This is a genomic window from Novosphingobium arvoryzae, from assembly GCF_014652615.1.
Taxonomy (GTDB): domain Bacteria; phylum Pseudomonadota; class Alphaproteobacteria; order Sphingomonadales; family Sphingomonadaceae; genus Novosphingobium; species Novosphingobium arvoryzae.
Window position 1 is genome coordinate 336,610 of sequence record NZ_BMZD01000002.1, and the last position, 26,027, is coordinate 362,636.

The 26,027-nt window shown below is 67.3% G+C and carries 22 protein-coding genes and 1 tRNA gene; all 23 read right to left on the minus strand.

Going from position 1 to position 26,027, the window contains the following annotated elements; translation table 11 throughout:
• Positions 1–6: 6 nt before the first annotated feature.
• The 23 genes from obgE to IE113_RS05035 all read right to left on the minus strand — a co-directional run bounded on the left by obgE (position 7) and on the right by IE113_RS05035 (position 25,748).
• Positions 7–1,059, minus strand: coding sequence for a GTPase ObgE (gene obgE, locus IE113_RS04925; RefSeq protein ID WP_189539305.1), 1,053 nt, complete (start codon positions 1,057–1,059; stop codon positions 7–9).
• Positions 1,060–1,126: 67 nt separating this feature from the next.
• Positions 1,127–1,202, minus strand: a tRNA-Ala gene (locus IE113_RS04930).
• A 99-nt stretch (positions 1,203–1,301) separates the two neighbouring features.
• Positions 1,302–2,012, minus strand: coding sequence for a hypothetical protein (locus tag IE113_RS04935; protein WP_189539306.1), 711 nt, complete (start codon positions 2,010–2,012; stop codon positions 1,302–1,304).
• A 169-nt stretch (positions 2,013–2,181) separates the two neighbouring features.
• Complete coding sequence (locus IE113_RS04940; RefSeq protein ID WP_189539307.1) at positions 2,182–2,928, minus strand: Bax inhibitor-1/YccA family protein; 747 nt, start codon at positions 2,926–2,928, stop codon at positions 2,182–2,184.
• 117 nt (positions 2,929–3,045) lie between these two features.
• Entirely contained in the window at positions 3,046–3,852 is an 807-nt protein-coding gene (locus IE113_RS04945; protein WP_189539308.1) for a pyrroline-5-carboxylate reductase family protein, read from the minus strand.
• Between the two features lie 121 nt (positions 3,853–3,973).
• Entirely contained in the window at positions 3,974–4,477 is a 504-nt protein-coding gene (locus IE113_RS04950; RefSeq protein WP_189539309.1) for a type III secretion system chaperone family protein, read from the minus strand.
• 171 nt (positions 4,478–4,648) lie between these two features.
• The gene (locus IE113_RS04955; RefSeq protein WP_189539310.1) at positions 4,649–6,625 is read right to left on the minus strand and encodes an SPOR domain-containing protein; all 1,977 of its coding nucleotides are present in this window, start codon (positions 6,623–6,625) and stop codon (positions 4,649–4,651) included.
• Between the two features lie 377 nt (positions 6,626–7,002).
• The gene (gene ftsZ, locus IE113_RS04960) at positions 7,003–8,622 is read right to left on the minus strand and encodes a cell division protein FtsZ (RefSeq protein WP_189539311.1); all 1,620 of its coding nucleotides are present in this window, start codon (positions 8,620–8,622) and stop codon (positions 7,003–7,005) included.
• Between the two features lie 134 nt (positions 8,623–8,756).
• Complete coding sequence (gene ftsA, locus IE113_RS04965) at positions 8,757–10,037, minus strand: cell division protein FtsA (RefSeq protein WP_189539312.1); 1,281 nt, start codon at positions 10,035–10,037, stop codon at positions 8,757–8,759.
• Positions 10,037–11,047: a cell division protein FtsQ/DivIB gene (locus tag IE113_RS04970; RefSeq protein ID WP_189539313.1), complete on the minus strand. Its 1,011-nt coding sequence runs from the start codon at positions 11,045–11,047 to the stop codon at positions 10,037–10,039. The genes ftsA and IE113_RS04970 overlap by 1 nt, the downstream gene beginning before the upstream one ends.
• Entirely contained in the window at positions 11,044–11,988 is a 945-nt protein-coding gene (locus IE113_RS04975) for a D-alanine--D-alanine ligase (protein ID WP_189539314.1), read from the minus strand. The genes IE113_RS04970 and IE113_RS04975 overlap by 4 nt, the downstream gene beginning before the upstream one ends.
• The gene (gene murB / locus IE113_RS04980; protein WP_189539315.1) at positions 11,985–12,881 is read right to left on the minus strand and encodes a UDP-N-acetylmuramate dehydrogenase; all 897 of its coding nucleotides are present in this window, start codon (positions 12,879–12,881) and stop codon (positions 11,985–11,987) included. The genes IE113_RS04975 and murB overlap by 4 nt, the downstream gene beginning before the upstream one ends.
• Entirely contained in the window at positions 12,878–14,281 is a 1,404-nt protein-coding gene (gene murC / locus IE113_RS04985) for a UDP-N-acetylmuramate--L-alanine ligase (RefSeq protein WP_189539316.1), read from the minus strand. Before murC ends, murB begins: the two co-directional genes overlap by 4 nt.
• A gap of 32 nt (positions 14,282–14,313) precedes the next feature.
• Positions 14,314–15,519, minus strand: a complete 1,206-nt coding sequence (gene murG, locus IE113_RS04990; protein ID WP_189539317.1) for an undecaprenyldiphospho-muramoylpentapeptide beta-N-acetylglucosaminyltransferase — start codon at positions 15,517–15,519, stop codon at positions 14,314–14,316.
• Entirely contained in the window at positions 15,516–16,751 is a 1,236-nt protein-coding gene (locus tag IE113_RS04995) for an FtsW/RodA/SpoVE family cell cycle protein (protein WP_189539318.1), read from the minus strand. Before IE113_RS04995 ends, murG begins: the two co-directional genes overlap by 4 nt.
• A complete protein-coding gene (murD, locus tag IE113_RS05000) occupies positions 16,751–18,088 on the minus strand; it encodes a UDP-N-acetylmuramoyl-L-alanine--D-glutamate ligase (protein WP_189539319.1) in 1,338 nt (445 codons plus the stop codon). Before murD ends, IE113_RS04995 begins: the two co-directional genes overlap by 1 nt.
• Entirely contained in the window at positions 18,085–19,155 is a 1,071-nt protein-coding gene (mraY, locus tag IE113_RS05005) for a phospho-N-acetylmuramoyl-pentapeptide-transferase (protein WP_189539320.1), read from the minus strand. The genes murD and mraY overlap by 4 nt, the downstream gene beginning before the upstream one ends.
• A 7-nt stretch (positions 19,156–19,162) precedes the next feature.
• Positions 19,163–20,623, minus strand: a complete 1,461-nt coding sequence (locus IE113_RS05010; RefSeq protein ID WP_189539321.1) for a UDP-N-acetylmuramoyl-tripeptide--D-alanyl-D-alanine ligase — start codon at positions 20,621–20,623, stop codon at positions 19,163–19,165.
• Positions 20,620–22,077, minus strand: a complete 1,458-nt coding sequence (locus IE113_RS05015) for a UDP-N-acetylmuramoyl-L-alanyl-D-glutamate--2,6-diaminopimelate ligase (RefSeq protein WP_189539322.1) — start codon at positions 22,075–22,077, stop codon at positions 20,620–20,622. The genes IE113_RS05010 and IE113_RS05015 overlap by 4 nt, the downstream gene beginning before the upstream one ends.
• On the minus strand, positions 22,074–23,801 hold the full coding sequence (locus tag IE113_RS05020) for a peptidoglycan D,D-transpeptidase FtsI family protein (protein WP_189539323.1): 1,728 nt from the start codon (positions 23,799–23,801) through the stop codon (positions 22,074–22,076). Before IE113_RS05020 ends, IE113_RS05015 begins: the two co-directional genes overlap by 4 nt.
• On the minus strand, positions 23,798–24,304 hold the full coding sequence (locus IE113_RS05025) for a hypothetical protein (protein ID WP_189539324.1): 507 nt from the start codon (positions 24,302–24,304) through the stop codon (positions 23,798–23,800). The genes IE113_RS05020 and IE113_RS05025 overlap by 4 nt, the downstream gene beginning before the upstream one ends.
• On the minus strand, positions 24,301–25,248 hold the full coding sequence (gene rsmH, locus IE113_RS05030; RefSeq protein WP_189539325.1) for a 16S rRNA (cytosine(1402)-N(4))-methyltransferase RsmH: 948 nt from the start codon (positions 25,246–25,248) through the stop codon (positions 24,301–24,303). The genes IE113_RS05025 and rsmH overlap by 4 nt, the downstream gene beginning before the upstream one ends.
• Positions 25,245–25,748 carry a division/cell wall cluster transcriptional repressor MraZ gene (locus tag IE113_RS05035; RefSeq protein WP_229822149.1) on the minus strand — a complete coding sequence of 168 codons (504 nt, stop codon included), beginning with the start codon at positions 25,746–25,748 and terminating at the stop codon, positions 25,245–25,247. Before IE113_RS05035 ends, rsmH begins: the two co-directional genes overlap by 4 nt.
• Between the last annotated feature and the right edge of the window lie 279 nt (positions 25,749–26,027).

Here is a 26,027-nt window from a genome sequence, read left to right on the forward strand (position 1 = left end):
GTTCGCCTAGACCGGCGACCACGGCGTGTCGTCGGCTTCCTCGCGCTCACCATCGGGGCGTTCGGTCACCGTCGCGGCGGGGAGGTATTCCAGCACGGCGTCGAGCAGCGCGTCGATGCCCTGCCCGGTCGCGCCGGAAATCGGGAACACCCGCTCCGCCCCGGCCTCATGCAGTTCGCGCGTGAACGCATCGACCAGTTCGGCGTCGACCAGATCGACCTTGTTGAGCGCGATCAGGCGCGGCTTTTCGTCCAGCCCGCCGCCATAGGCCGCAAGTTCTTCCTCGACGATTTCCAGCGCCTCGGCCGGGTCGGTGCCCTGCACGTCGATCAGGTGGATCAGCACCCGGCAGCGTTCGATATGGCCCAGGAAGCGGTCGCCCACGCCCGCACCTTCGGCCGCGCCCGCGATCAGGCCGGGAATGTCGGCCAGTACGAATTCGCGGTTGCGGTGATGCACCACCCCCAGCTGCGGACGCAGCGTGGTGAAGGCGTAATCGCCAACCTTGGCCTTGGTGTTGGTGATCTGGTTGATGAAGGTGGACTTGCCCGCGTTGGGCAGGCCGACCAGGCCCGCGTCGGCCAGCAGCTTAAGCCGCAACCAGACGTACATTTCCTCGCCCGGCAGGCCGGGCTGGTGCTGGCGCGGGGCGCGGTTGGTGGAAGTCTTGTAGCTGGCATTGCCGCGACCGCCCAGCCCGCCTTCCAGCAGGGTCACCCGCTGGCCCGCCTCGGTCAGGTCGAGCAGCACGGTCTCGCGGTCGTCGTCCAGCACCTGCGTGCCGACCGGAACCTTGATCACCAGATCCTTGCCCGCCGCGCCGTGGCGGTTCTTGCCCATGCCCTGCACACCGCGCTGGGCCTTGAAGTGCTGGGTATAGCGGAAATCGATCAGGGTGTTCAGGCCCGCAACCGCTTCGAAAATGATGTCCCCGCCCTTGCCGCCGTTGCCGCCATCGGGGCCGCCGTATTCGACGTATTTTTCACGCCGGAACGAAACGGCGCCGGGGCCGCCCGCACCGGAACGGATGAAAATCTTGGCCTGGTCGAGAAAGTGCATGGTTCTGGCTGTCGCGAAAGTGGTCTGCGACGATCAGCCTACCACGTCAGGGGGAAAAAATCGCTACTGGTGGAGCCGAGGGGGATCGAACCCCTGACCTCGTCATTGCGAACGACGCGCTCTCCCATCTGAGCTACGGCCCCGTTCCAGTGCAAACACGCCGACCTGATCAGGCCTGCGAGAGCGGTCCCCTTAGCGAAAGGGAACCGCCCATGAAAGAGTAAAGTTGCGACTTTTTGCGATCAACGCGTCACAGTCGTCGCGGCCGGAGCCGCCGAGGACGCCGCGGTGGGCGCATACTTGGCATCCCAGGCGGCAACATCGGCACGATACTGCTCATAGGTGCGGAAAAAGGTTTCGAACACCGTCTCCAGCGTCGCCATGCTGCGCTGGCTGAACGCGCCGAGTTCAGCCGGCTTCACGGTGGCCGAATCGCGCGCGATCACGGTGGCCGCATCACAGAATGCCTCCAGCGTCGCGGGGTAGGCGTAATAGTTGTAAACTTGCGTCATGTAGGCTTCACGCGGGCGGATGAACGCGGAACCGTACCGCTTGCGGAAATCCCCGTCGACTGCCGTGTTCGCGGCCTTCAGCCCCTTGGCGTGGGTCTTCAGGAAAGTCTTGTAGTTGGTCAGGATCTCCGCATGCTCTGCCTTCAGGCAGTTCAGCGCGGCGACGTTATAGGCCGAGCGGATGTTCCAGATCGTCTGCGCCGGGGTCAGCCTGGCATTGACCGTCTGGCGCACGCCATCGGGGCCGATCGGCGGCACGAACAGTCCGGCCGAAGCGCCCAGCGGCGGGAGCGGACGCGGCGGGATGTACACGACGGGCGCGGGTGCGGGCGGCGGCGGCGGGGGCGGCGGAGGGGCCGATTTCGGCCCGCATGCAGCCACCAGGGCGGCGGCCAGGGTGGCCGCACCGATCATTGCCTTGCGCCGGAAAGTTGCGCTCATTTTCGTCCTGTCCCTCAAGCTGATGGATTGCGGTCCTGGCCCGGTCCGGGCTGACCTGCAATCTCGCAAAGTCCCTAGCCCCGATCATCGCCAAAGAAAATGCCCGGTGCGACCAATGGCGCACCGGGCATCGTATTTTCAGACCGACCGGACGGCCGATCCCGCCCGCTTATTCGCGGTTGCCCAGGAAGCTGAGCAGGAACTGGAACATGTTGATGAAGTCCAGATACAGCGTCAGCGCGCCCAGCACGACCGCCTTGCCGGCGAATTCGGTGCCCTGCACATAGGCATGTTCTTCCTTCAGGCGCTGGGTGTCATACGCGGTCAGGCCCGCGAAGATCAGCACGCCCAGGATCGAGATGGCCAGTTGCAGCCCGCTCGACTGGAGGAAGATGTTGATCACCATCGCGATCACGATGCCGATCAGGCCCATGGTCATGAACTGGCCCATGCCGGTCAGGTTCTTCTTGGTGGTGTAACCCACCAGGCTGAGGCCCGCGAAGGCGCCCGCCGTGGCGAAGAACGTGGTCGCGATCGAGGCGCCGGTGAAGACCAGGAAGATGGTCGACAGCGACAGGCCCATGGCGACGCAGAACGACCAGAACAGCACCTGCAGCGTGCCGGTCTGCATCCGGTTGGCGCCAAAGCTCATCGCGAAGACGAAGCCCAGCGGAGCGAGCATGATCAGCCAGCGCAGCGGGGTGGCCATGACCGATGCGGCCATGCCGGAATTGGCGAACAGCATCGCGACGATGCCCGAAAGCAGCACGCCCGATGCCATGTAATTGTAGATCGAGAGCATGTGGCGGCGCAGCCCGGCGTCAAACTTGACCGCCGCGCCAAGCGCGTCACCGTTAAGGCTGGGGGACGCGCCGAAGCCCGTCCGAGTGGGCTGGGGATCGTTCCAGTTTGCCATTTTATCCAAAACTCCTTTGTCACCCCGGCATGATAGCAAGGGATCAAGTCCGGAATATCGGATTGTTCCGTTCCGCTTTCAAGCGAAACCGGACATCGGCAGCTGTCGCAAATTGTATCAGGAAGCCGCGCGGGCGGCGGCGGCCATCTCCGCATTGCGATCCCGCGCGGCGCGCAGGGTGTCCTGCACCAGCGCCAGCAGCGCCCCGCCCTCGTCCAGCACATCCAGCCCCTTCTGCGTGCTGCCACCCGGGCTGGCGACGCGGCGGGCCAGTTCAGCCGGCGAGTGCGGCGATGCGGCGGCCAGCAGCGCGGCCCCTTCCACCGTCGCCACGGCCAGCCGCTGGGCCTGCGCGGGATCGAGGCCCAGCGCGCTTGCTCCGGCCGCCAGCGCATCGATGAAGCGATAGACGAACCCCGGCCCCGACCCGGCGAGCGCGGTGACGAGATCGAACTCGCTTTCCGCCGCCAGCCATTCGGGCGCGCCGAGCGGGTCCATCAGCGTCGTCACCGCCGCGCGGCCAGCATCGTCCAGCCCGGTATCGAACAGCGCCACGGGCGACTTGCCGATTGCCGCGGCCAGGTTTGGCATGAGCCGCACGATGGCCCGCGCCGCCGGGAACCGCGCGGACAGGCTGGCCAGTTCCACCCCCGCGAGGATCGACAGCACCACGGTATCCGCCCCCGCCAGCGCGGTGAGCGCGGGCGCGACATCGTCCAGCATTTGCGGCTTCACCCCCAGCAGGATCGCGTCAAAGTGGCGCTGCGGCAATGCGCGCAGCAGTTCGACCCCGGCAGGTGCCTCGGCCAGATAGGGATCAACCACGGTGAAGCGCGCCGGATCCGCACCGCCTGCCAGCCACCCGGCCAGCATCGCCCCGCCCATGTTGCCGCAGCCCAGCAGAAGGATTGAATCGAGACGCATCGGCGCTTGCTCCATCAGAAGTTCGTCATGGCGCGCACGGCACGGCCACCCGGAGGAGCGGGCACGGTGCGCAGGCGTGCCTCGCTAAGCGCGTGGCACCGAAAGTCCAGAGTGAAAAGGTTCAGGCCTCGCCCGCTGCGTCGACCATCGCGCTGGACAGCGCTTCGGTCGGGGACTTGTCCCCCCACAAGACGAACTGGAACGCGGGATAGAACCGGTCGCATTCCTCGACCGCCGCTTCCACCGCGACTTGTGCCTGGGCAAGGCTGAGCAGCCCGTCATCACCCAGCAGCAAGCCGTGGCGATAGAGCAGGACGCTGCCGTTCGACCACATGTCGAAATGGCCGACCCACAGCTGCTCGTTCACCATCGCCAGCAATTCATAGATGTTGCCCAGCTTGTCATCCGGGATGCGGATATCGGGCAGGCACAGCAACTGCAGCACGTGATCCTCGCGCCGCCAGATCCCACGCAGGGTGTAGGTTGCCCAGCTGCCCTTGATCTCGCCCGAAATCTCGTCTTCGGCGACGAACTCGCACGGCCAGCCGCGCGCCTCGAACAGCGAGGCGAGCATGTCGACGGGCGCTGCGTCTTCCTCCCGTGCGAATTCTCGGCTGCCTTGCATCTTTGGTTCCCGGCGGCTGTCTGCACCCCATGGCGCGGCCTCACGCTGGATGCGTCGGGAAGGGGCGATCCGACAATGTCAGGTTAACGCACCGTTGCGCATAACTCGACAAGGCTGTTCACAAAGTGTGGAAAAGGAGTGGGCAACCCCACGCCGCCGCCATCCGCAAATCTACTTACCCGCCTTCAGCGCATCGACGATCTGCCCGGCCGGACTGGTCCAGCTGAACGCGCCGTCGATTCCGGCCTTCTTGAGCTGCGCGATATAGGCATTCGCCGCCTTGTCCGACGGGAACGGCCCGGTCAGCAGCCGGTTGGTCTGGCCCCAGGCGGTCACGAACGGACTGCGCTTGGCAAACACGTCCGCATTCTCGCGCGAGAAGCGCCGCCAGTCGAACGCCAGCGCCGACTTGTCGCGCCCGGTCGCCACCTGCACCCAGATCCGGCTCGGATGCTTGGCCGCAGCCGAAGCCTTGATCGCCTTTTCGCGGGCCTCGGCCTCTCTGGCGGCCTTGGCTTCACGCTCGGCCTTGGCCTTGGCTTCGGCGGCGGCCTTGGCCTTGGGATCGACCGTCGGCGCGATCCGGCGCAGGTCAACGGCCCCGGCCGCCGGTTCAGCCTCACGGCTGGGCGGGCCGAGATCGGCGAACAGCTCCGCCAGGTTCTTGGGCCGCGCGGCCGGGACCGGAGCCGGTGCCGGAGACGATGCCGAAACCGGCGCTGCCGCCGCAGGGCTTGGGGGAGGAGCGACCGGCGCGCTGGCTGCCGGCGCGGGCTTCAACTCGAACGTGCGCGCCGCGCTGCTACCGCCATCAAGCGAGGCAAAACCCGGTGCTGCGGCTGGCGCGGCTGTCCCAGTGGTCGCGAGCGCCGGACGCGGCGCTTCGGCACTGGCGGGCTGAGCGGCGGCCAGCGTCGGCGCGGCGGCCGGCGCAGGCGCGGGCGCAGCCGTGACGGTCACCGGTCGGACCGGAGCCGGGGTGGGCGGCGTGGGCGATGCAGCCGCCTGAAGCGGGGGCAGCTCGGCCTGACGCGGCGCAGACGCCGCCAATCCGGCGGCGGCAGGAGCCGGTGCTGTCGTCACTGGCGGGGTGGCGGTGGTTTCACGCGTAGCGATCGGGGCCACCGGCGCGGCCGCGGTCGCGGCCACCCGCACCGCCGGCGTCCGCGCCGGAGCGGCATCGCCGCTGCGCTTGCGATCTCTGGAACGATCCCTGGCCTGATCCTTCGCACCCGACCGCGCGACCGGCACAGGTGCCGGAGTGGCCGCTGCCAGAACGGCGCGCGGGCGCTGGAACGCGGCAAAGCGGGGATCTTCGCGCCCGATATCGGCCGCGCGGGGAAACTGTCCAAGATTGGCCGCCGCCGCCTGCTGGGCCGCCGTCAGGCGCGGCATATACCGCAGATAGGCCGTCATCGGTTCGGCCAGCTGGGCGGGCATGGTCGACCGGACGATCGATTCCGCTTCGGCGCCCTGCCCCAGAATGGCCAGCGCAAAGGCGCGGGTCCGCCAGGCACCCTTGTCCTGCTTTTGCAGCAGCGGGGTCAACGTCAGCTCCATCGCGCGGCGATCCCCGCCGATGGCCTGGCTGAGCGCCAGCCGTCGCACGGTTTCATCGTCGCTGCCCGCAGCCAGCGCCAGCTTGTAATACTTCTGGGCCGTTTCGTTATCGCCCACCAGATCGTAGGCCAGCCCGCGCGGCCCCAGCAGCGCGGGATCGATCGCCCCGCCCTGCTCCGCCTCGTTGAACAGGTTGATCGCCGCAACCGGATCGTCGCTCAGCGCATAGGCCCCGGCCAGACCGGCCTTCACGTTCGGGTTGCCTGGCGCGAGCTTGGCGGCACGCTGGTAAAAGCCCACGGCCGCAGCCGAATCGCCGATCTGCATCGACATCCGCCCGGCCTCGATCAGGGTCGGGACATCGGTGGGATTGCGTGACAGCCGGTGCAGCACCTCATTGAGCTTCATGCCCGTCGATCCGGGGACCGACTGCACCACCGGGGCGCTGATCGTCGGCACCGCACCCGTGCCGTCCGCCTGGGCCAGCGCCGCGCCCGGCAGCGCCAACAGGCTGGCCCCCAGCAAGGCAGCCAGCCGCGCGCGCCGCAGCGGGGCAGGAACAGCGGTGGTGGGGGCAGATTCGGACATCGCGAAAACCTTATTCCCGAAACAGGCAGGACGAGAGCCCATTGCAAGGGTCAGGACCCATTACATACGCCTTCGAGGTTTGAGTCAAAATGGCTCAGTGCAAGGAAGGAAGGCGAAGGAATAGGTCGATACTTCAAGGCTTCCTGACGCAGCAATGGGCCATTTTGGCCAAACCCCGCCGGGGCGGCGGATTGGCTTCCATCTCGGGCTAAAATTCCCTTGGAAAGGCAACCAGCCTTCCCTGCGTGAATTGCCGCCCGATATGTTCGCCATTCCGCCGCCTCGAAGGCGCATGTAATGGGTCCTGACCCTAGGCCCCCGTCCCTGAACTGTTGCCAAACGGCACCCCGGCTGCATCGCCCCGTGGCGCTTCTGCCTTACTGGTTGTTCTGCCGCCCAAGGAAGCGGGGAATGCTGATCGACGGACCACCATCGTTGTCGTCGTCGTCATCATCTTCGCTCGACGAGCGGCCACCGCGCGAAAGGTTGGCCATGCGTTCGAACAGCGTTGCCCCGCCCACGCGCGGACCGGCGGAACCGGCCGGCGGTGCGGGCGCGCGGGCAGGAGCCGCAGCGCCAAAGTCATCCGCCGTGCCGGCCGGATCGATCGCGCCGCTGGCGCGTTCGCCGCTTTCGCTGGAAACCAGCCCACGGCGGCGGCCGGGCATGGCGAGCGGCGATGCCGCTTCATCTTCTGCCGCGAGTGCATCCGCACCCAGCAGCAGTTCGTCACCATCGCTCGCAGCGGCAGGTTCACCGGCTTCGAGGTTCAGCTCCAGCGGTTCACCCGCCGCGGCGTCTTCGGTGTCCCAGTCATCGTCGGCATAAGTCGCGACAGGCTGCGCGGCCGGGGGCGGTGCGGGGGTGGGTTCCGGCTCTGGCTCGGGAGCGGCCGCAACCGGCGCGGGAGCGGGTTCGGGCGTGCGCTCGAACAGCGGCTCGGCAGCCGGAGCAGCCATCGCCGGACGCGCAGGCCCGCGCGATCCGCCCATGTTGAACGGGCGTTCGCTGGCGGATTCGGCCTGCTGGGCCGTCTGTTCGATCCCGGTGGCGACCACCGACACGCGAATCTTGCCCTGCAGGTCGGGGTTGAAAGCGCTGCCCCAGATGATGTTGGCGTTGGGATCGACCAGCTCGCGGATGTGGTTCGCGGCCTCGTCCACTTCGAGCAGCTTCATGTCGTCGCCGCCGATGATGGAGATGATCACGCCCTTCGCGCCCTGCATCGACACGCCGTCGAGCAGCGGGTTGGCAATCGCCTTTTCGGCGGCTTCCAGCGCGCGGTTTTCGCCCTGGCCCTCGCCCGTGCCCATCATCGCCTTGCCCATCTCGGCCATGACCGAGCGGACGTCGGCAAAGTCGAGGTTGATCAGGCCCGGCATGACCATCAGGTCGGTGATGGAGCGCACGCCCTGCTGCAGCACCTCGTCAGCCAGTTCGAACGCTTCCTTGAAAGTCGTCTCGGCCTTGGCCACCAGGAACAGGTTCTGGTTGGGAATGACGATCAGGGTGTCGACGTGCTTTTGCAGCTCCTCGATCCCCGCCTCGGCCGAGCGCATCCGGCGCGTGCCTTCGAACAGGAACGGCTTGGTCACGACGCCGACCGTCAGCACGCCCTTTTCACGCGCCAGCTTGGCCACGACCGGGGCCGCGCCGGTGCCGGTGCCGCCGCCCATGCCCGCCGCGATGAAGCACATGTGCACGCCATCGAGCGCCCGCTCGATCTCGGCCATCGTTTCCTCGGCAGCCGCACGACCGACTTCGGGCCGCGAACCCGCGCCCAGGCCCTGGGTGATATCCGGACCCAGCTGGATGCGATGCTCGGCAATCGAATTGTTGAGCGCCTGCGCATCGGTGTTGGCGACGACGAAGTCCACGCCCTCGATCCCGGCATGGATCATGTTGGCAATGGCGTTGCCACCGGCCCCGCCCACCCCGATCACGGTGATCCGGGGACGCAGCTCTTCAACGGCTGGCGGTCCGATATTGATGCTCATGGCGCTCTCCTGTCCGTCGCGCGGATGCAAATGGTCATTTGGAATGGTTACTGCACTGTAAGAATCGGGCAAGCCAAGTCACTGGGGCGCGTTGTCCACAGTCGGCGCCGGATTCGGGCCAATTTCGTCGCACTTCAGAAGTACTCTTTGACGGCGCGCAACACGCGGCCAACCAGCCCCAGCCCCGAATAGCGCATCGTCTTCTGATAGCCCGGACCGATCGCGCGGATGTCGATCGGATCGTCGGCGGCATAGAGCACCAGGCCGGCCAGCGTGGTAAAGCCCGGCGTGGCGTGCGCCTCGGCCAGTCCCTTCATGTGCAACGGCTTGCCGATGCGCACCGGGCGGCCCAGCGCCGATTGCGCGAAATCGGCCAGCCCCGCCAGTTCGGCCCCGCCGCCGGTCAGCACCACCAGTTGGCCGCGCTGGCCGGTAAAGCCCAGGCCCTTGAGCGCCTTGGACACGTCTTCCATCAACCGTCCGAGCTGGCCGGTAATGACCGAGACGAGTTCGGCGCGGGGAATGCGGTTCTTGTCATCGGCGTGGCGCGCGGCCGGGCCGGTCGCTTCCTCGCCGGGGGCATTGACCGGGATCATCTCGCGGTGGTCCGCCGGGCTGGCGATGGCCGAACCGTGGACGCATTTCAGCCGCTCGGCCTGGAACCGGCGAATGCCGAACGCGCTGGCGATGGCGTCGGTCACATCGCCCGACCCCATCGGGATCGTCACCAGCCCCAGCAGCATCCCCGCGGCATAGACCGACACGTTGGTCACTTCCCCGCCAAATTCGACCAGTGCAACGCCCAGTTCGCGTTCCTCGGCAGAGAGGCAGGCATAGCCCGCCGCGATCGGCGATCCGATCACCCCTTCGACATCAAGATGCGCGTTCTGGACGGCTTCGGTGATGTTGCGGATCGGGGCGCCGTCAGCCAGCATCACGTGGATGTCCACGCCCAGCCGCTCGGCATGCAGGCCCTTGGGATCGGACACGCCGTCCGCTCCGTCGAGCGTATAGTGTGCGGGCTGCGCGTGCAGCACCATGCGACCATCGGGCTGGATCACATCGCGCGCGGCCACCAGCAGGTGATCGATGTCGTCCTGCTCGATCCGGCGACCGCCGATATCGACTTCCACTTGCGCGATCTGGCTGGCCAGCCCTGCCCCGGACGATCCGATCCAGACTTTCGACACGGAAACGTTGGCCATCTTCTCGGCCCGCTCGACCGCATCGCGCACGGCGTAAGTAGCCGCCTGCATATCGGTTACGTAACCGCGCTTGATCCCTTGCGCGGCGCGGTGGCCGGACCCCAGCACGACCATCTCGCCCGTTTCCGAAAGCCCCGCGATCATCGCGGAAATGCGGAACGAGCCGATGTTGACGGCACCGAATACCTTGGCAATGCGGGGCGGTGCCATCAGTCCTTGTCCGCCGCTTTGCTGGCCGGTTTGGTGGATTCGGGCTTCTCGGCCTTGTCAGTCGCACCTGCCGCTGCGTCGGCCTTCGCCTTGGTCGAGGTGGCGACCACAGCGGCCTGTTCCACTTCATCGGTCCGGCCCGGCACGCGCAGGTAAATGCGATCCGGCGCGCGCATGTCAAACGCGGCGACCTTGCCGCCCAGCAGGCGGTTGCGCCCGTCGATCTGCGCGAACTTCATCAGCGCGCCCGCCGATTGCCGCGCGCCTTCGGGCAGCGCCAGCACCTGGCCGGTGCGGAAGGTCAGGTTCCAGCGGCGGTTGCCGACCCATTCCGCCTCGCGCACCTGGCCCTTGATCGCGGGCGCGGCATCCAGCAGCGCGCCCAGCGCGACGACCTGCTTGCCCGCCCCCGGACCGCCAACGATCAGCTTGCCCTTGGCCCGCTCGGCCGAAACGGTTTCCAGTTCGGTCCCCTCGGCATCGATCAGCACCAGCTTGCCGGCCTTCTTCAGCACGGCGGCGGGTTTGCGCTCGACGATATCGACCACCAGCGTATCCGGCAGCTGGCGCGAGACGCGGGCATCCTGCACCCACGAGAGTTGCAGCAGTTCATTGCGCAGGCCATCGATATCGACCAGCGGCATCGCCCGTTCCCGCTCTGCCAGCGCACGTTCATAGACTTTCAGTTCGTTGAGGTTCTGGACCCCGCGCACTTCCACCCGGCGCACTTCGAACCCGGCATCGCGCGCCACCGCGGCCAGCTGCTTTTCCGCCATCGCCGGAATCCCGGCAAAACTGGCAACCGTCCACGCCAAGACCACCGCGCCGCCCAGGATCATGGCCAGGAAAATGCGGTGCAGCTGCGCCTCGCTGAACGGCAGCCAGCCCATCGCGGCGTCGAGTGCCGACCCGGTCTTCGCCTTGGCCGCGCGCACCTGCCGCGCCTTGCTTTGCGCCGCGGCGGCGCGTCGCACGCCCTTGCCGCCGCGCTTGATGGTCTGCGCGCTCATGCTGCCCCCTGCTTGCTGTTCAGCGCATCGGCGATGATCGCCTCGACCAGATCGCCATAGCTCATGCCCAGATGCCGGGCCTGTTCGGGCACCAGGCTGAGCGGAGTCATCCCCGGCTGGGTGTTGGTTTCCAGCACGAACAACCCGGCCAGACCGCGTTCATCATCCCAGCGGAAGTCGGTGCGACTGCACCCCTTGCACCCCAGCAGGCGGTGCGCGCGCAAGGCCAGATCGAGGCAGGCCTGGGTGATTTCATCGGGGATCTCCGCCGGGCAGACATGCTCGGTCATGCCCTCGGTATACTTGGCATCGAAGTCATAGAAGCCGGACTTCGGCTTCAGTTCGGTCACCATCAGTGCCCGGTCACCCAGCACCGCCGTGGTCAATTCGCGCCCGCGAATGAACGGTTCGGCCAGCAGCCGGTCAAATTCCTGCCACGGCCCCTTGGCGTCCGGGCTGATCGGGTTGCCGTAGTTGCCATCTGCCGTGACGATCGCCACGCCCACCGACGAGCCCTCGTTCACGGGCTTGAGCACATAGGGCCGCTCCAGCGGGTCGCGCTCATAGATTTCCGCCGTCTCGACGATCCGCCCGCCCGGCATCGGAATGCCATGCGGCACCAGCGCCTGCTTGGTCAGTTCCTTGTCGATGGCGATGACCGAAGTGACCATGCCCGAATGGGTATAGGTCAGCCCCATCAGGTCCATCAGCCCCTGGATCGAGCCATCTTCCCCCGGCGAGCCGTGCAGCGCGTTGAACACCACATCGGGCGCGGCCTCGGCCAGTTTCTGCGCCACGTCGCGGCCCATGTCGATCCGGGTGACGCGATGGCCGCGCTCTTCCAGCGCGCTTGCCACGCCCTCGCCGCTCATCAGGCTGACCGGCCGTTCGTTCGACCAGCCGCCCATCAGCACCGCGACATGGAGTTTCGGAAGGCTCACTTGGACTTACCTACTCTTTGAATTTCCCATTCCAGATCGACCCCGGAATGCGCTTTCACCCGCCGCCGCACTTCGTCGCCCAGCGCCTCGATATCGGCGCTGGTCGCATCGCCCAGATTGAGCAGGAAGTTGCAGTGCTTTTCGCTGACTTGTGCCCCGCCCAGGGTCAGCCCCCGGCACCCGGCCGCGTCGACCAGTTCCCACGCCTTGTGACCCGACGGATTCTTGAAGGTGGAACCGCCGGTCTTGCTGCGCAGCGGCTGGCTGGCTTCGCGGCTGGCGGAAATGCGGTCCATTTCGGCCTGGATGTCCTCCGCCTTGCCGGGACGCCCCCTGAACCGCGCGGCGACCACGATGGCCCCGTCCGGCAACTCGCTGTGGCGATAGGTATAATGCAGGTCCGCCGCGGCCAGCGTGTGCAGGCTGCCATCGCGCAGCACCACGTCGCAATCGACCAGAATGTCCTTCACTTCACCGCCGTAGGCGCCGCCGTTCATCCGCACGAACCCGCCGACCGTGCCGGGGATCGAGCGCAGGAATTCAAGGCCGCCAATGCCGTTGTCGCGCGCGGTGGAGGACACCAGGATGCCCGAAGCCCCCGCGCCGCAATCCAGCGTCAGGCCCGCGCATTTGCTGACTTTGGCAAAGGCCTTGCCCAGCCGCACCACCACGCCCGGCACCCCGCCGTCGCGCACGATCAGGTTGGACCCCAGCCCCAGCGGCATCACCGGCACGGCCGGATCAAGCCCGCGCAGGAAGGCTTGCAGGTCGGCCACGTCCTTCGGCTCGAACAGCCATTCGGCGCTACCGCCGGATTTGAACCACACCAGCGGGGCCAGCGGCGCGTTCGCCGTCAGCTTACCCGCAACAGTGGGGAGCGCCGCCTGCGTCACCCGCCCCTCCGCTGGAACGTGATCGCGGCGGCCAGACCGCCCGCCCACTTCGTGATGTCCCCCGCCCCCAGGCAGACGACCATGTCGCCCGGCTGGACAGTCTCGGCCAGCGCGCGGGCCAGCGCGTCGGCATTGGCGATCACTTGCGCATTGCGATGTCCGCGCGCCTTCATGCCGGCCACCATCGCGGCGGAATCCACGCCCTCGATCGGCTGTTCGCCGGCGGCATAGACCGGCGCGGCATAGACCACGTCGGCATCGTTGAACGCGGCGGCGAAGTCATCCATGTGGTCGCGCAGGCGGGTGAAGCGGTGCGGCTGGACCACGGCGATCACCCGGCCCTTCACCCCTTCGCGCGCGGCGGCCAGCACGGCGCGGATTTCGACCGGATGGTGGCCATAATCGTCGATCACGGTCACGCCATCGACTTCGCCAACCTTGGTAAAGCGCCGCTTGACCCCGCCGAACTTGGCAAAGCCGGTACGGATGACGTCTTCCGGCACGCCCATTTCCACCGCCACGGCGACCGCCGCGAGCGAATTCTGCACGTTATGCCGCCCCGGCATGGGCAGTTCGATGCCCTCGATCCGGCGGAAGCTGCCATCGCGCTGGCGCAGCACCGCATCGAACCGGTTGCCGCCGGGGAACGGGGTGACGTTTTCGCCGCGCACGTCAGCCTGCGCCGAAAAGCCATAAGTCACCACGCGCCGGTCGCGGACCTTGGGGATCACCGCTTGCACTTCCGGATGGTCGATGCACAGCACTGCGCAGCCATAGAAGGGGACGTTCTCGATGAATTCGACGAACGCGTCCTTGATCGCGTCAAAGCTGCCGTAGTGATCGAGGTGTTCGGGATCGATGTTGGTGACGATGGCAATCGTGCCGTCGAGCCGCAGGAACGAGCCGTCGCTCTCATCCGCCTCGACCACCATCCATTCGCTTTCGCCGAGGCGCGCGTTGGAACCGTAGGAATTGATGATCCCGCCGTTGATCACCGTGGGATCGACCCCGCCCGCATCGAGCAGCGCCGCGACCAGCGACGTCGTCGTGGTCTTGCCATGCGTGCCCGCCACGGCAACCGTGCGCTTCAGGCGCATCAGTTCGGCCAGCATTTCGGCCCGGCGCACCACCGGCACGCGGTTTTCCAGCGCGGCGACGACTTCCGGGTTGTCACGCTTCACCGCGGTCGACGTCACCACCACCGCCGCTTCGCCCAGATTTTCGGCGGCATGGCCGATCATCACCTTGATCCCGCGGGCGCGCAGCCCTTCGACCACATAGCCTTCGGCAATGTCGCTGCCCTGCACGCTGTAGCCCAGGTTGTGCATCACCTCGGCAATGCCGGACATGCCGATCCCGCCGATGCCGACGAAGTGGATCGTGCCGATATCGGTGGGCATGCGCCCGCCGGGTGCGGAAGAAAGGGCGCGTTTCACGCGTTCAGGTCCTTTGCCATTGCCTCGCCCGCCACGGCCTCGCCGGACGGGGCGGTTACACTGTTCGCCACGCGGATCACGTCCATCAGCGGCGCCCCGCCAAACCCCTCGACCAGATCGGCCAGATCGCGCACCGCATTGGGATAACCGCAGTTCCACGCCGCATGGGCCGCATTGCCCAGCGTTTCCGGGTTCATCGCGATGGCCTGGATCTGCTTGGCCAGTTCGGCGGCGGTAAACCGGTCCTGCCGGATCATCCGCGCGCCGCCCGCCTTGGCCACATCGCGGGTATTGGCGGCCTGATGGTCATCCGTGGCGATAGGCAGCGGCACGAGGATCGCGGGACGGCCCACGGCGGTCAGCTCCGCAATGGTCGATGCCCCCGCACGGCCGATGAACAGGTGCGCATCGGCCAGCCGCTCGGCCATGTTTTCGAAATAGGTGCCCAGCTCTGCCGGAATGTCATGCCCGGCATAGCGCGCGCGCACGGCCTCGATGTCTTCCGGGCGGCATTGCTGCGTCACTTGCAGGCGGCCCCGCAGCGCGGGCGGCAGCATGGCCAGGCCATCGGGCACCACTTCGGACAGCACGCTCGCTCCCTGGCTGCCGCCGGTCACCAGCACGCGCAGCAGGCCGTCTTCGGCAAACGGCGGAAACGGCTGGTCACGCAGCGCCAGCACTTCCGCGCGGACCGGGTTGCCAACCAGATGGACCTTCCCCGCCAGCTTGTCGGCCAGCCGGTCCACTTGCGAATAGGACGTGGCGATGGCGTCCACCCGGCTCGCCAGGAAACGGTTCACGCGGCCCAGCACCGCATTCTGTTCGTGGATCACGCTGGGGATCTTCGCGCTGGTCGCCGCCCACAGCGCCGGGAACGCCGGATATCCGCCAAACCCGACCACGGCGGAGGGCTGAAAGCTCTCGAACAGGCGCAGCGCCATGCGCCGCCCCTCCAGGATCGCGCCGATACCCTTGGGCCAGTGCAGCGGGTTCTTGCCGATCCGCCCGGCCGGCAGGACATGGGCCACCAGCGTTTCCGGCTTGCCGGGAAGCCGCGCCCCGCGCTCGTCCGTGATCAACGCGACATGGTGGCCGCGCCGCTCCAGCTCGGTCGCCAGCGCGAACGCCGGGATCAGGTGGCCGCCGGTGCCGCCAGCGGCCAGCACATAATGACGGCTCACGCCCGGAGCGGTGCTGCTCATTTCGAAATCCCCGGAATGGTGATGCCAACGTCGCGCAAATTGAAACCCTCACGCTGCAGGAACGGGTTGCGGCGGGTAATCGCCAGCAGGAACCCCACCCCCAGACACAGCGCGATGGTGGACGACCCGCCATAGGAAATCAGCGGCAGCGTCATCCCCTTGGATGGGAACAGTTGCAGGTTGACCAGGATGTTGATGAACGCCTGCCCGCCCAGCTGCGCGGTGAGGCCGGCGGCGGCCAGCGCGGTGAACAGGTCTTCCTCGTCCAGCAGGCGCAGCAGCACGCGCAGGACAATGGCCAGATAGAGCACCACGATCAGCGCGCACATCAGCAGGCCGAATTCCTCGCCAATGACGGAAAAGATATAGTCGGTGTGCGCCTCTGGCAGGCCCAGCTTGCGCGTGCCCAGCCACAGCCCGCTGCCGGTCCACCCCCCGGCCAGCAGCGTGCGCTGGGCCAGGTCGACCTGATCGTAGGCACTGCCGCCGCCCAGGAACGCATCGATGCGGTGGCGGGCGTTGTCGTAGAAAACATAGGCCGCAACCACAAAGGCCACGACCCCGCCGGCCAGCCCCGCAATGCGCTTCACGTCGATCCCGGACATCAGGACGAGCACGCCCCACACGCCCGCGAACAGCACGGCCGAACCAAAATCGGGCTGCAACATCAACAGCATGACGATCAGCGCCATGACCACTGTCGACATCGCCATCACCGGCAGGTTCGGATCGCGCACCCGCCATGACAGAATCCATGCCAGCCCGATGGCATAGGCGGGCTTGAGGAACTCTGACGGCTGCAACGACACGCCCAGGTTCAGCCAGCGCTTCGCCCCGTTCACGTTGGTGCCGATCAGCGGGACCAGGAACAGCCCGATCAGCATCGCGAAACCCAGCAGGATGCCGGCCCGCCGAGCGGTTTCGCGCGGCAGCAGCGATGCGCCGAACAGCGCGATCAGCCCCAGCACCTGCCAGCGCAAGTGGATGTAGAAAAAGTGCAGATCGTCCAGCCGCACCGCCGAAGTGGACAGCCGCCGCGCGCTGGCGGGCGACGATGCCGCCACCGCCGCGGTGCCGATTGCCATCAGCACCAGCACCATCGCCAGCAACCAGCGGTCGATCTCGCGCCACCACATCGCCAGCTCGCTGCGCCGGTTGCGGCGATAGCGCTGCCCGGCCAGGCCCGCCGGACCTTGCCCCGCGCGGGGAACATAGGGCGGATGGGTCGCCATCAGCACGGGCTCCCACTGGCGTCGGGCGCGATCAGCGCCTGCACGATCTGGCGAAAGCTGTCGCCGCGCGCCTCGTAATCGCGGAACTGGTCGAAACTGGCGCACGCCGGGCTGAGCAGCACGACATCGCCAGGGTGCGCCGCCGCCATGGCTTGCTGGATGGCTTCGCACATCATTTCGCTGCGGGTCACCGGCATGTGCGGAGCCAGCAACTCGGCAAAGCGCGGTCCGGCCTCACCGATCGTGTAGGCTGCCGCGATGTTGCCGAAATAGGGCGCGCATTCGTCCAGCCGGTCGCCCTTGGGCAAGCCGCCAAGGATCCAGTGGACCCGGCGGTTCGGGTTCGGCGGAAACGCCGCCAGCGCGGGCGCGGTTGAGGCCGGGTTGGTCGCCTTGCTGTCGTTAATGAACATCACGCCGTTCGCTTCGGCCACGCGCTCCATCCGGTGCGGCAGCCCGCGGAACGTCGCCATGGCCGGCCCCCACTGCTGCGCGGTCAGCCCCAGCGCCTCGGCGATGGCCACCGCAACGGCGGCATTCTGCAGGTTGTGCGGCCCCTGCAGGGTCGGCCAGCCCGCGTGCAGCGCGATCAGGTCCTGCCCGTCAACGGACCGCACCCGCGCGGGATCGCGGCGCGATTCTTCGCGCGCGGCGACGGCGCGCGTCTCCGCGTCGCCCACGCCGAACACCGCGAACTGGTCCGCCCGCTGCATCGCGAACAGCCGCGCCTTCGACGCGGCATAACCGGCAAACCCGTCATAGCGATCGAGGTGATCGGGCGTGATGTTGAGCAGCGCCGCGACATCGCATTCCAGGCTGTGCGTCAGGTCGATCTGATAGCTGGACAGTTCCAGCACATAGACCCCGCCGGGCGAGAGCGGGGTTTGCGAGAGGATCGGCAGGCCGATGTTGCCGCCCATCCGCACCGGCAGCGCGGCGCTTTGCAGGATGTGATGGACCAGCGCGGTGGTGGTCGACTTGCCGTTGGTGCCGGTAATGCCAACCACGCGGTGCGCGGGCAGCGCGGCGCGGGCCTGCGCGAACAGCTCGATGTCGCCGATCACCGGCACACCGGCCTGTGCCGCATGGGCGGCGATGGGGTGGGAATTGAGCGGAACGCCGGGTGAGACCACCACCCCGGCATAGCCGGTCAGGTCGATCCCCAGCGGGTCGGCCAGCTCAACCCGGCCTTCCAGCTTGCGGCGCGGTTCTTCGCGGTTGTCCCACGCGGTGACTTTCGCCCCGCTGGCCAGCAGGCATTCCACCGCCGCCAGCCCCGACCGGGCCAGGCCGAGCACGGCATAGCGTTTTCCGGCAAAGGCGGGCGAGGAGATCACCGCAGCTTCAGCGTCGAAAGCCCGATCAGCGCCAGAATGATCGAGACGATCCAGAACCGGATCACCACGGTCGATTCCTTCCAGCCCAGCTGTTCGAAGTGGTGGTGGATCGGGGCCATCTTGAACACGCGCTTGCCGGTGCGCTTGTACACCGCGACCTGGATGATGACCGACGCGGTTTCCGCCACGAACAGCCCGCCGACAATCAGCAGCACGATTTCATGATGCGCGGCAACGGCAATCGCCCCCAGCGCCCCGCCCAGCGCAAGGCTGCCGGTATCGCCCATGAACACGGCCGCGGGCGGCGCGTTGAACCACAGGAATGCCAGGCACGCCCCCATGATCCCGGCACACAGGATCGCCAGTTCACCCGCGCGCGGGACGTGCGGGATGCCAAGGTAGGCCGAAAAGTCAGCCCGGCCGGCCAGATAGGCGATGATCGCAAACGTTCCCGCCGCGATCACGACCGGCATCGCGGCCAGCCCGTCCAGCCCGTCGGTCAGGTTCACCGCGTTGCCGAAGCCCACGATCACGGTCGCCGCGAACAGGTAATAGAACGGCCCCAGCGGGATGTAGATGTTGCTGAAGAAGGGTACGTAAAGGTTGGTGTTGACCTGGCTGACGATCAGCCACGAGGCGACCCCCGCCACAGCGAATTCACCCAGCAGCCGCACGCGCCCGGATACCCCGGCGGTGCTGCGCTTTTTCACCTTGTCGTAATCATCCAGGAACCCGATCAGCCCGAATCCGCCGGTCACCGCCATGCAGGCCCAGACGAACGGGTTGGTCAGGTCCATCCACAGCAGCATCGCGATCAGCAGCGACGTGAGGATCATCAGCCCGCCCATCGTCGGCGTGCCGCGCTTGGCCAGGTGGGTCTGCGGCCCATCCTCGCGGATCGGCTGGCCCTTGCCCTGTCGGACGCGCAGCATGTTGATGAAGCGCGGCCCGATGATCAGCCCGATCACCAGCGCAGTCATCAGCGCCGCACCCGCGCGGAAGGTCTGATAGCGAATGAGGTTCGCCAGACCTTCAAATTCGAAATACTGCGCGATCAGGTACAGCATCCTGACCTTATTCCTTGTTCTGTTCGAGCGCGGAAACCAGTTTCCCCAACCCGACCGAGTTCGACCCCTTGACGAGGATCGCGTCGCCGCGTTCCACCCCATGCTCGCGCAGCGCGGCCAGCGCTTCGGTTGCATTGCGGCAATGCGTGAACCGAATGGCCTTGCCAAGCGCACCGCTGCCCGCTTTCCCCAGTTCGTCGGCCAGCGGCGTCATCTCGTCACCCACCAGGATCGCGAAATCGACGCCCGCCGCAGTCATCGGATCGACCAGCTCGGCATGGAAGCCGGGGCCATGCTCACCCAGTTCCTTCATCGCCCCCAGCACCGCCAACCGCCGCGTTGCAGGCGTGGCGCCGAGCTGCGCCAGCGTCGCGCGCATCGAGGCAGGGTTGGCATTATAGCTTTCATCGATCAGCAGAGCGGTGCCGCCATCGGCGGTTTTCAGCGCGGAGCGCGCGCCGCGCCCCTTCAGCCCTTCCATTTCGGCCAGCGCCAGCCCCGCCGCACCCAGATCGCCGCCCGCCGCGCGGACCGCCGCCATCACCGCCAGCGAATTGGCCACCCAGTGCTCGCCCGGCGCGGAAACGGTATAGCACAACCGCCGCTCACCCAGGTCCGCCGTCACCAGCGAGCCGCCGCCCGGTGCCGCCACGGCATCCAGCAGCCGCACCGCCGATCCCACGGCCTTGCCGAACGAGACGACTTGCGCGCCCAGCCGCAGTGCCGCTTCGCGCAGCTGTGGGTAATAGGGGCTGTCTGCCGGGATCACGGCCACGCCGCCCGGTTCCAGCCCGCCAAAGATTTCCGCCTTGGCGTCGGCAATCGCCTCCATGCTGCCCAGCATTTCGATATGGGCGGGCGCGATAGTGGTGATGACAGCCACGTGCGGACGAACTTGTGCGGTCAGATCAGCGATTTCGCCGGCATGGTTCATGCCCATTTCGAACACGCCGAACTTCGCTCGCGCGGGCATCCGCGCCAGGCTCAGCGGCACGCCGACGTGGTTGTTATAGCTCTTGACGCTGCGATGCGCCTTGCCCCGGCTCGACCGGTCGAGCGCGGCGAAAATCGCTTCCTTCACGCCGGTCTTGCCGACCGATCCGGTGACCCCGATCACGCACGGCTCACCGCGTTCGCGGGCGGCTTTGGCCAGCAGGCCCAGCGCGGCGTTGGTATCGGCCACGAGGATGTGCGGACCCGCGACCGGGCGGTCCACGACCGCCGCCGCCGCACCCTTGGCAAAGGCCGCCTCGACAAAGCGGTGGCCGTCCATGCTTTCGCCCTTCAGCGCGAAGAACAGGTCGCCTTCCACCACGTCGCGACTGTCGATTTCCACGCCGGATACCTGAAAATCACCGCTGGCGGTGCCGCCGACCGCGCGGGCAATGGCGCCTGAGTCCCACAGCGCAAGCGGCAGATCGTCCTCAACCTCGGTCGGCCAGGCGAGAATCCGGACGGCTGCGTTCATGCTGCGCACTCCCTGGCGACGGTCACATCGTCAAACGGCAGCACGCGCATCTCCGCGCCTGCGCCCACGATCTGGCCCTGTTCATGTCCCTTGCCCGCAATAAGCACGATATCGTCCCGTCCTGCCTCGGCGATGGCCGCCGCGATGGCTGCGCGCCGGTCGCCCACTTCACGCAAGGCTCCGTCGCCACCCGCCAGTATCATGGCGCGGATCGTGGCGGAATCTTCGCTGCGGGGGTTATCATCAGTCACGATGCCCAGATCGGCCTGAAGCGCGGCAACCCGGCCCATTTCCGGGCGCTTGCCCTGATCCCGATCACCGCCCGCGCCGAACACCACGATCAGCCGCCCGGCGCAGTGCGGGCGCAGCGCCGCAATGGCGGCTTCCAGCGCATCGGGGGTATGGGCATAATCGACATAGACCGGCGTGCCGCTGCGCGAAATCGCCGCCCGCTCCAGCCGCCCGCGCACCGGCTGCAACCGGCCCAGCGCATCGAACACTTGCGCCGCATCGCCGCCGCTGGCCAGCACCAGCCCGGCCGCAACCAGCGCGTTGGCGGTCTGATAGGCCCCGATCAGCGGCAGATTGACCTTGCGGACCGTGCCCGCCCATTCGATTTCGAGCACCTGCCCCAGTTGCCCCGGCGTGCGCGACACCAGCCGCAGCCCTTCGGCATCAGCCCGTTCCCCCGCCGTCAGCACAGCGAGGCCGCGCTGGCGGGCATGGGTGATGGCCTTGTCCGACCACTCGTCGTCCGCCCAGACCACCGCCGTGCCGTCCGCATCGACGACTTCACCAAACAGCCGCATCTTGGCCGCGAAGTAATCTTCCATGTCGGCGTGATAATCAAGGTGATCGCGGCTGAGGTTGGTGAACGCGCCCGCCACCACCCGCAGCCCTTCGTTGCGATACTGCGACAGCCCGTGGCTGGATGCTTCATAGGCGACGTGGGTCACGCCCTCGCGCGCCAGCCCGCTCATGTTCGCCAGGAACGTGACGATGTCGGGCGTGGTCAGCCCGGTCGAAACGCTCTCGTCAGACGTCGTCACCCCCAGCGTTCCGATCGAGGCGGCGCGGTGGCCCGCCATGCGCCAGATCTGGCGGGTCATTTCGGCGACCGAGGTTTTGCCGTTGGTCCCGGTCACCGCGACAATGGTGTCCGGCACGGGGGTAAAGAACTGCGCTGCCAGCCGGGCAAAGGTCTGGCGCGGGTTGTCCGCCGCGATGTGAATCGCGCCGCTGACCACCGCTGCGGGGCGAGCAACGATGGCGACGGCTCCCGCGGCAATGGCGGCGGGGATGAAGTCCTCCCCATTCACGCGGGCGCCCTGAAACGCGCCGAACACCGTGCCGGGGGCGACCTTGCGGTTGTCGATGGCAAACCCGGTAATTTGCGCTTCGGCTCCTGCGGGCAGCGTCACACCGGCGCGCGTTGCCAGAACCGTCAGCTTCATTCACCGTCTCCATTCGCGACCAGCGGGGCAACGTCCGTAATGTCCACGTCGCGGCTGTCATCTGGCATGATGCCCAGCAGCGGCCCGATCCGCGGGACGACCCGGCCCACCACTGGCGCGGCGTTCCACGCAGCGGTGCGCTGGCCCGACGTGGCAACCGTCCCCTGCGGTTCATCCAGCATGGCAATCACGACATAGCGCGGGTGATCCATCGGGAAGGCGGCCGCAAACGTCGCCACCAGATTGCTGCGCTGATAGCCGCCTACGCCCGGCTTTTCCGCCGATCCGGTCTTGCCGCCCACGCGGTAGCCGGCGGCGTTGGCCTTCTTCCCCGTACCGACGTCCACGATCATCCGCAGCAGCTGGCGCATCCGCGCGCTGGTGCTGGCCTTGAATACGCGCCGACCCGGCACTTCGACGCCGGGCTGGACCTTTTGCAGGGTGGCCGGACGCCAGACCCCGCCATTGACCAGCGCGGCATAAGCGCTGGCCAAATGCAGCGGCGTGACCGCGATGCCGTGGCCGTAAGACACCGTCATCGTCGTGATCCGCGACCAGTCGCCCTTGGGCCAGAGCGGGAACCCGCGCGCGGGCAGTTCGATATAGGGGCGCTCGTTCATCCCCAGCGCCCGCATCGTCGCGTTGAGCCGCGCCGCGCCCAACTCGTCCGCGATCAGGGCGGTGACGATGTTGGACGACTGCACCAGCGATTCCGGCACGTTCAGCGATGCGCCCAGATCGTGACTGTCGCGGATGCGGAAGCCGCCGATCTCGATTGGGCGGTTGGCAGGGTAACGACGCGCCAGGTTGGTAACGGTCCCGGCATCAATCGCGGCAGCAACCGTGATCGGCTTGAAGGTCGATCCCAGCTCGTACACCTGGTTGGTCACGCGGTTGAAGATGTTCGCTTCGCCCGCACGGTCGATCAGGTTTGGGTTGAACGAGGGCAGCGAGGCCAGCGCCAGCACTTCGCCAGTGTCGACGTCCAGCACGATCCCGGCGGCGCCCTTGGCGGCGCTGTCGGCCATGCCCTTCAGCAGTTCGTCTTCCAGCGCGCCCTGAACACGGGTGTCGATCGACAGCGCCGCCGGCATGCCGCGCTGCGCGGGATCGGTCAGGCGCTTGTCGAACACTTCCTCCATGCCGACATGGCCGTGCCCGTCGGCACTGACATAGCCCAGCACGTGCGCGGCCATCGAGCCCTGCGGATAGAACCGTTCCGTCTCGCGCGGGAATTCCAGCGCCGGTTCGCCCAGTTCGTGCACCTTGTTGGCATCTTCGGGCAGAATGCGACGGCGCAGGTAGCCGGGCTTGCCCGATGCCAACCGGGCTTCGGTTTCGGCCACGTCCATGTCCGGGAAGATCCGGGCCAGCGCCTCGGCCACGGCGCGCGGACTGCGCACCAGCGGCGGGCCATCCCCATCCAGCGCGGCCGGGTTGTACCACAGCGAATAGGCCGGAAACGCGCGGGCCAGCGGCACGCCGTTGCGATCGACGATGTCGGCGCGCTGCGGCACCAGCGCCGCGAACACATCGGTATTGCGCGGGGCATCCGCAAACAGGCCCAGGATCGCGATCCGCACCAGCGCGGCAAACGCGATCAGGGCAAACACCAGCACCACCCACAGCACCCGCCACTTGGCCATCAGCAGCAGGTGCTGCCGGACGTTGACCAGTTCAAACCGGCCCGACGCCACCACCGTGGAGACTGCCAGCGTGGTCATGGCCGGGCGGTTTCCTTCCGCTCTACCGTGCCCAGCTTCTCGCCCAGCGTCGCGGCGGTCACCGGCTTGCGCGGACCATCATCGGCAACTTCGGCGGCCATCGCGCGGCCGGTCAGCGGCGAGACCATCGCCGGAAAGCCATCGTCCGCCTCGCCCTGCAAGGCCAGCCGCGCCACGCGGATCGGGCTGGGCGCGCCCGGTGCCTGCGGCTTGCCAAGGTCGGCCAACTGGCGTTCCCCTTCAAGGTATTGCCCGGCGGTCGGCGCCTGATAGCCGAATTCGACGTCGTTGAGCGACTTCAGCTGCTGCTGGTTGGCGCGCGTCTGGAACTCGGTTTCCAGGAACATCTTCTCCTGCTTGACCGCCACGATCTGGCGCTCGGTCAGGCGCACCTGGCTTTTCACCGCGTTGACGCGGAACGTCAGCGCGACCAGCAGGGTCAGGCAGGTGATCAGCAGGGCGGCCCAGCCAATCGAACGAAGGCGATCACGGGTCAGGTTCATGCGGCCCTCCTTTCGCGAGCAGGAGCGTCGGTGCGCGTGGCCGCCCGCAGCGTGGCGGAGCGGGCGCGCGGATTGCGGAGCAGTTCGGCCTCCGACGGGCGGATGGCCTTGGAAACGTGGGCAAAGGTCGGTGCGGCCGAGGGCGCGGCGGCAGGCAGGTGGCGCGAGGCATTGGCCACGGCCCCGCTGGCATCGCGCAGGAACTGCTTCACGATCCGGTCTTCGAGGCTGTGAAAGCTGACCACGGCCAGCCGCCCGCCGGCGGCGAGCAGGGTCTCTGCCCCGGTCAGCGCGTCGTTCAGCTCGTCCAGTTCGGCGTTCACGTGGATGCGGATTGCCTGAAAGCTGCGGGTGGCCGGATCCTTGGGGGCGCCGGGGCGATGGCCCAGCGCCTTGCGCACGACAGCGGCCAGCTGCCCGGTGGTGCTGAGCGGGCGCGCCGCCACGATCGCGCGGGCAACCCGGCGCGACTGGCGCTCTTCCCCGTACTGGAACAGCACGTCGGCGATCTCGGCCTCGTCGGCGGTGTTGACGAAGTCGGCCGCGCTCGGCCCGTCCTGCGCCATGCGCATGTCCAGCGGACCATCGCTGGCGAAGGCAAAGCCGCGTTCCGGCTGGTCGAGCTGCATCGAGGACACGCCGATGTCCATCACCACGCCATCGACGCGCGCCACGCCGACTTCGGCCAGCGCCGCGACCATTTCCGAAAAGCGGCGGGGGTGCAGCACCAGGCGGGGCGACTGCCCTTGCGTTTCCGGCCAGAGGCGCCCGGCGGCAATTGCATCGGGATCGCGGTCAAAGGCGTGGACCACGGCACCGGCATCCAGCAGACGGCGGGTATAGCCGCCCGCACCGAACGTGGCGTCCACGATCACGGCGCCGGGCGTGGGGGCGAGCGCGGCGATCACTTCATCGAGCAGGACGGGAATGTGCGGGACGGTCACTTGCGCCCCTTTCCGGCCAGCGCCTGGGCTTCCAGATCGAGGCAGGCTTCCTGCGCATCGATCCAGTCGGCGCTCATCTTGGCCAGTTCTTCGGGGTTCCAGATCGTGAACGACTTGCCGCCGCCCTGGAAGAAGGCGCGGTCCGTCAGGCCGCCAAGGCGGAAATAGCGCTCCGGCAGCACGAACCGGCCGCTGTCATCAAAAGGCACGCGGGCAAAGCCATAGAGCTGCTGGGCGCGCATATCGCGGTCGAAATCAACCCCGCGCTCCAGCGCGATGCGCTCTTCGCGGTCCAGCTCGCTTTCGAATTCGGCAACGCGCGACAGACCGAAACCGGTCAGGCACTTCCAGCGGGGATGCTTGGCCAGGCACAACACGCGCTCGCCCTGGCCGGAATCACGAACCGCTTTGCGGAAGTCTGGCGGCAGCACGAAGCGGCCCTTTTCGCCCAACAGCGAAAAGCCCTGGCCACTGTAGCTGATCGGCCTTGCCGCCTCCACTTTGCCCCGCCTCTATCCGGGAAAGCCCGGACCCCACAAAAAGACCTCCCCGCCCGACCGCGTGCCCTCGCGGCCAGATCACCCTGCACCGGGTGCGGCGGTGAACATCCATATCGATGAAATGGATCATTACCGCCGCAAGGGCGGGGATGGAAGGGATTTTTGCGGGAAATCACGGGATAAGATGGTAAACCATTGATTTATAAATACATGATTTCAAAAATTGCTGACCAAAAACACCTGCCGACTGCCCGAAAGCATTACGGAAAATCAACAATT